General features: G+C 48.8%; 4 protein-coding genes. 3 read left to right on the plus strand and 1 reads right to left on the minus strand.

Going from position 1 to position 6,189, the window contains the following annotated elements; translation table 11 throughout:
* Positions 1–1,352: DEAD/DEAH box helicase family protein (locus HUX64_RS01530; RefSeq protein WP_174624487.1), on the minus strand; the 1,352-nt coding region annotated here is incomplete at its 3' end.
* A 371-nt stretch (positions 1,353–1,723) separates the two neighbouring features.
* On the opposite strand from HUX64_RS01530, the gene HUX64_RS01535 reads away from it, so the two are divergent.
* From HUX64_RS01535 to HUX64_RS01550, 3 genes are all read left to right on the plus strand, one after another.
* On the plus strand, positions 1,724–2,251 hold the full coding sequence (locus tag HUX64_RS01535) for a peroxiredoxin (protein WP_174624488.1): 528 nt from the start codon (positions 1,724–1,726) through the stop codon (positions 2,249–2,251).
* Positions 2,252–2,260: 9 nt separating this feature from the next.
* Positions 2,261–3,613, plus strand: coding sequence for a glutathione-disulfide reductase (gene gorA / locus HUX64_RS01540; protein ID WP_174624489.1), 1,353 nt, complete (start codon positions 2,261–2,263; stop codon positions 3,611–3,613).
* A gap of 598 nt (positions 3,614–4,211) precedes the next feature.
* Positions 4,212–5,069 carry a nidogen-like domain-containing protein gene (locus tag HUX64_RS01550; protein WP_174624491.1) on the plus strand — a complete coding sequence of 286 codons (858 nt, stop codon included), beginning with the start codon at positions 4,212–4,214 and terminating at the stop codon, positions 5,067–5,069.
* Positions 5,070–6,189 lie beyond the last annotated feature (1,120 nt).

Genomic DNA, 6,189 nt, shown 5'->3' on the forward strand with positions numbered 1-6,189 from the left:
CAAAAGAGCTGGTTGGCGCCGTCGGCAAAGAATCGTTTCTCAAATTCGCGCTGCTTGTAGGTTTCTTTCTGATCATCGCCCTGATCGTCTTTGAATTCAACAATAAATCCATCCTCCGACAACAACTTGGTGGTGATCTCACTGCGGGCATCGACGACCGTAGGGTTGATTAGAAATCCGTCTTTTACGCCATCCAGCAGAGAGTAACGGAAAGTGGGCTGGCCGTCCTCGCAACCGAAAGTCCGGTAAGTGTCCAGCAGGAGACGACGCTCGAACTCGCGCGGATCCCTGGTGGATGGTTTGGCCTTGTCGAATTTTTTAAGATAATCGCGCGGCGTGGCGGTAAGACCGAGTTTGTAACCGATAAAGTAATCAAAAACAGCACGGGCGTTACCGCCAATGGAGCGGTGCGCTTCGTCTGAAATAACGAGGTCAAAATCGGTAGGCGAGAAGAGCTGCTGGTACTTATTATTGAAGAGCAGCGACTGGACGGTGGTAACCACGATTTCAGCGCGTCGCCAATCATCACGGTTTTCTTTATAGATGACGGTAAAGTAATCGTTGGCGAGCACCTTGTGAAACGCTTTTTTGGCCTGGTCTTCAAGCTCCAGGCGATCCACCAGAAAGAGTGCGCGACGCGCATTGCCGGTGCGTAGAAATAGTTTGATGACTGCGGCGGACGTGAGCGTCTTGCCTGTGCCGGTAGCCATCTCAAAGAGAAAGCGGTCTTTGCCGTCTTTTACGGCATTTTGCAAGGCAACCATGGCTTTCTTTTGATAGGGCCGAAGGAAGCGCAGATTGTTGGCGTCAATAAAGCCCTGGCGTTCGGCTTCATTCTTCCAGGCGGCTTCGGCGGCATAATTGGGGCGCTGGGTTAGGACAATGTAGTTGTCGTTAACGGTCTCTTCAATAAGACGCCTGGGATCGGGAACACTTTTCTGATAGCCCATTACCGAGGCGGGCGTCGGAAAGGTTGTGATAATGTAGGGGTTACCGCGTTTAAGATCCCAGAAATAATGCAGGTTGCCGTTGGAAAGGATGATGAAGCGGCAGTTCTGAGATCGCGCGTATTTGCGGGCTTGCTCCTTGCCAACAAGCGGGCTTTTGTCTTCAGCCTTGGCTTCCAGGATAATAAAGGGGAAGCCTTTTTCGTTGAGCAGAAGAAAATCAATAAATCCTTTTGAGACTTTCTCAAAGTTTTCGCCGAGGGCGTCAATATCCTGTTTCTTGATCGTGACGCTGGGTTCAAGCCGGATATTGGCCGGTAATTTGCCTTCGGCGAAAAAACGCCAGCCGGCAGCTTCCAGCAGTTTGTTGATCTTGATGCGGGCCGTGGCTTCTTTGACTGTCATTTTATTTTTTAGAAATTTTTCCAGGTTGCTCGAAGTCAGTTTCAATAGGGTTAGTCATCGTTCCTCTACATCGCGCTTGGAAATCGATTTGAAATTTTGAGGATTAAACGCCGGAAAACGTGTTTATTAAGATTAGAATTATAGTGTATATGTGAGAATGACAGCGGAACTTAATCAGACAAGACCCGTCAGACGAGACCCGGAAAATCGTTTATTAAGAAAGCAGGAAACATAGGGCATGCGATGTAATCTTACTTAAACCGCAGGCAGCTATGGTATCTTTCTTATCAGGCTGGATGGCCGAATTATCCTTTTAAATTTTACCAGGATTAGTATTTCACTTTTTCTATCTAAAACCAAGGAGTCGCAATATGCTTTCAACCGTACCTGATGTCATTTTTAAAACCCGTGTTCGCGACGAAAGTATCGGCGGGGACAATCCCTTTCGCTGGCAGGATGTCAGCACCGATGAGATTTTTAAAGGCAAAAGAATTGTGGTCTTGTCTCTTCCCGGCGCATTTACTCCTACCTGCTCAAGCACGCATTTGCCTGGTTATGACGCCAAATACCAGGAACTTATCGATCAGGGCGTTGATGAAGTCTATTGCGTGAGTGTTAATGACGCTTTTACCATGTATCAATGGGACAAGCATCTGGGCATCAAGCATGTAAAAATGCTGCCCGATGGAAACGGCGATTTTACCCGGGCAATGGGCATGCTGGTAAGAAAAGAAAATCTTGGTTTCGGCAGCCGTTCATGGCGCTATTCCATGCTTGTCGATGATAAAAAGATTGTCAAATTATTCAGTGAACCCGGCCAGACGGATAACTGTCCGGATGATCCCTTTACTGTCAGCGATGCCGATACCATGCTGGAGTATTTAAAACATAACCAATGAAAAGCCGCGATGACGCTCTATGACTATGATCTGTTTGTAATCGGCGCAGGTTCAGGCGGTGTTCGCGCCGCGCGCATGGCGTCGGGGCTTGGCGTAAAAGTGGCCATTGCCGAAGAGCGCTATCTGGGCGGCACCTGCGTCAATGTCGGGTGCGTGCCCAAAAAACTGTTTGTCTATGCCTCCCAATTCAAAGATCACTTTAAAGCAGCGACAGGTTTTGGCTGGACCGCAGACAAACCGGTTTTCAACTGGACCACCCTCATTGCCAATAAAAATCAGGAAATAGAACGGCTGCATGGCATCTACGAAAATCTGCTGCAAAAAGCAGGCGTCAGCATTATCAACGGCAGGGCGAAAGTGCTGGATGCTCATACCGTCGCCGTCGATGGGATTTCTTACAGCGCCGAACGGCTGCTTATTGCAACAGGGGGCTGGCCGTCTGTACCTGACATACCCGGAAGGGAACACATCGTCACCTCGAATGAAATGTTTTTCCTCGATCAACTGCCCAGCCGTATCATTATTGTCGGCGGCGGCTACATTGCCGTGGAATTCGCCAGCATTGTTCACGGCCTGGGCGTAAACACCACGCTTTGCCACCGCGGACACAAATTGCTGCGCGGTTTTGATGAGGATATCCGTGATTTCCTGGCGCATGAAATGACCAAAAAAAGTATCAATATTCTATTTAATACCGATATTGAGGCAATAGAAAGTACAGGCGATTGCTTTGCCGCGCGCCTTATTGATGGCAGTAAAATAAGCACGGACCTGGTTATGTATGCCACCGGCAGAATACCGAATTCAACCGGATTTGGGTTAGAACAACTGGGCGTAGAACTGGACAAGGAAGGCGCCATTAAAGTCAACAGCGATTACCAGACCAATGTGCCTTCAATCTATGCGCTGGGTGATGTCACCGACCGCGTTAACCTGACGCCGGTAGCCATAGCAGAAGGCATGGCTCTGGTGAATAAATTGTATGGTAAGCAGCCGAAACCGGTAGATTATGACAATATTCCGACAGCGGTTTTTAGCCAGCCCCCTATTGGGACTGTGGGACTAACCGAAGCGCAGGCCCGTAAAAAATACCGGGACATTGCTATTTACCTTACCAGTTTCACGCCGATGAAAAGCACCCTCTCCGGTAGCGATGAAAAAACCCTGATGAAGATGATCGTCGTGGGCAGCACTGACCGGGTTGTCGGCATGCATATGGCCGGGCCTGACGCCCCTGAAATTATCCAGGGCATGGCGGTTGCGATTCGCGCCGGCGCAACCAAGGCGATCTTTGATTCGACCATCGGCATACATCCGACTGCTGCCGAAGAATTCGTGACCCTGCGGGAAGCCGTGAGTTAAGCAGTGTGGATACTGTCTACGCAGTAAGACCTCATAAGACGAATTCGACTGCGGATAATCCTTTGAGTGACTAGCGATGGCAAGGTCAGATTTTTTTACATATTCTTCTCCGACTGGGCCTAATATTGAGGAAAGCGCCCGGGCCAATTCTGATTGGAGGCTGGAAATCTACCCCTAATCCAGCCCCTGTATAACCACAGGGATGTATGCCTTCCCGAAAAGATATGTTGCGCCCACCTGCTCACTCCCTCTGAGCAGTAAAAGTGTTATTAATTTTTACAGTTTTTAATCCGAAAACCGTATAGACCTGCCTGATAAAGCCCAAAAAATTCCTAAGTCTTTAATATTAATGGATTATTCTTATCCAATTAAGATTGGCGCTATTTATGCTAGTAATTCTGGTGATAGACCACGTAAGTTAAAAATCAAGCCGGAACAGATAGCGTTAATCGGGCAAGTATTTTCTACTCTTCGGTCTAGTGGATTGAATGGCAGTGAGCAACTCAGCCATAAAGTCAATTAAAATCTTATTATTAAAGCATCCGGGATGCATATAGTTCAGGTATTTAGCATGGCAATCTTAATAAGGAAATTTCTCATGAATAACTATTCCACTCTTGCCAAAGCAGCTCTGGCTGCCTTGGCAATGTCAGGCGGTTTTGCCGAGGCAACAGTTATCACTTTTTCGCAGGCCTCGCTGACAGCTTCCAGCGGTTATTATACTGATCAGATTGGAGGCGGCCTTGGCACTTCAATTAGTCACAATGACGACGGCTTTCAAGGAGCAATCGATCTCACCGCTTTCGGCTTCTCGTCCGGTTTCACTTTCTTTGGCGGCGCGGGAACTGAATTATATCTCAACAACAACGGCAATGTCAGCTTTGGCTCGGGGATTTCAGCATTCACTCCGACTGGACCGCAGGGGGCGGCGCAGCCAATTATTTCGCCGTTCTTCGCCGATGTGGACACGCGCAATCCGGCCAGCGGCTTGGTTTATTATCGTAACTCCGCCCCTGGCGAATTCATTGCTACCTGGGATCAAGTGGGGTACTACAACATCCATACTGACAAGCTAAACTCCTTCCAGCTTGTGTTGCGCGACCCTGCTGTTTACGACATTCCGCTCGGCGAAGGCGCGATTGGCTTTTTCTGGAAAACCATGCAGTGGGAGACAGGCGATGCCAGTGGTGGCGTCGGCGGTTTCGGCGGCACGCCTGCTGCAGTGGGTTTCGGTAACGGCAGTGGCGATGGAGTGACTCTTGAGGCTTCCACAACTGCCGGGATTGCCGGACTAGTGCAAAATCACCATATATGGTTCAGTCAAGAATTCCAGCCTGTTTGCGGGGTGCCTGGAACTCCGCCTTGCCAAACGCCTGAACCCGAGACTCTTCCCCTGTTAGGGATCGGACTGCTCGGATTGACGGGGATATTCTGGCGTCGTAAGTTCTCCAGATAGCTATAAGGTATAGTACGTTTGGCTGTTTCGCTACATTCCCAGCCATAACCCCGTATGGAGCTATGGCTGAATCAAACGAGGTAATGACCAGTGCGGCTGCGCTTATAGGCAAGCCGGTCGTGGTCTTGAACTAATTCCTCTCGCGCCATTATGAAACCCTCCTCCAGACTTTAAAAAAAACCTTAAACCCTGGCAAAACAGCAAGCATGCCGCTGAAGTGGGTGTGAAATTCGTCGCAGCCACAGACTACGTCCTGGCTCTTTATGAAGCACCTGGCGCTTTGGGCCCACTCTCTGTTTTGATGAAAGCCCGAAATAACTTATCGTGAAAGGGCGCCACTTAACCCGCGCCCGGCCCGCCCGTATGCTGTACCCGGAGCCTAAAGCACTTTGCCGCTCTCTATTCAAGAATCATGTGATGTGCGGGCTCCCGTCTAATCTCAGCAGCCATAAAAACGCCTCTCTCTAGGAGGCTTTTCCGGCCAAGCAGGGAAGCGATCTGCTGCGAAGATGTGATTTCCACTACCCCAGGGCGCGGCTGGATAGTGCTGAAATTGAACTGACCGTATTGTCCGGCATATGCCTGTGGCCACGAATACCGGACAAAAAGCGCCTGGGCCGCAAGCTTGAAGCCAATGTCCGCGAGAGTTATTCGAAGGCCATACCCGTCAGTTAGCGTTTTTCTACCCAGCACGCAATGCGAAAATCAGTTTCCTCTTCTTATATTTCAACAGTCTTGATTACCAAGAGAATAGGCAAATAATGTAATGCAAAGTAGCTAAACGGAAATCTAAAGGCGGGCTTTAGCCGGTGAAGAGTAGATAAAATACCTTGATCTGCAAGCCACGCTTTCAGCAGTTTGCTGGAATGGGCCCGCAAGTTATCGAGAATCAGAAAAATCTTGGAATCGGTCACATTGATTAACACGCCCAGCAGTAACGACTCCCTTAATGGTCAATCAGTGCGGATTTGTCTTAGCGGATTTGTCTTAATTTAACCTCAGTTCGGGATAAGAAAAAGTAGGCAGGTTTTTGTAAAAACAGGAAAAATAGTGATTCCAACATCAATTTTTCCACAACAACCTACCTCCATGAAATTAACACAATTATTTTGCGATGTAG

Origin of the sequence: Candidatus Methylobacter favarea, from assembly GCF_902806695.1 — a bacterium.
GTDB classification, from domain to species: domain Bacteria; phylum Pseudomonadota; class Gammaproteobacteria; order Methylococcales; family Methylomonadaceae; genus Methylobacter_B; species Methylobacter_B favarea.

Bases quoted from the DNA above. Each gene is read 5' to 3' on its own strand.
- HUX64_RS01535 (WP_174624488.1), top strand. From the start codon at position 1,724: ATGCTTTCAACCGTACCTGATGTCATTTTTAAAACCCGTGTTCGCGAC.
- HUX64_RS01550 (WP_174624491.1), top strand. From the start codon at position 4,212: ATGAATAACTATTCCACTCTTGCCAAAGCAGCTCTGGCTGCCTTGGCA.
- gorA (WP_174624489.1), top strand. From the start codon at position 2,261: ATGACGCTCTATGACTATGATCTGTTTGTAATCGGCGCAGGTTCAGGC.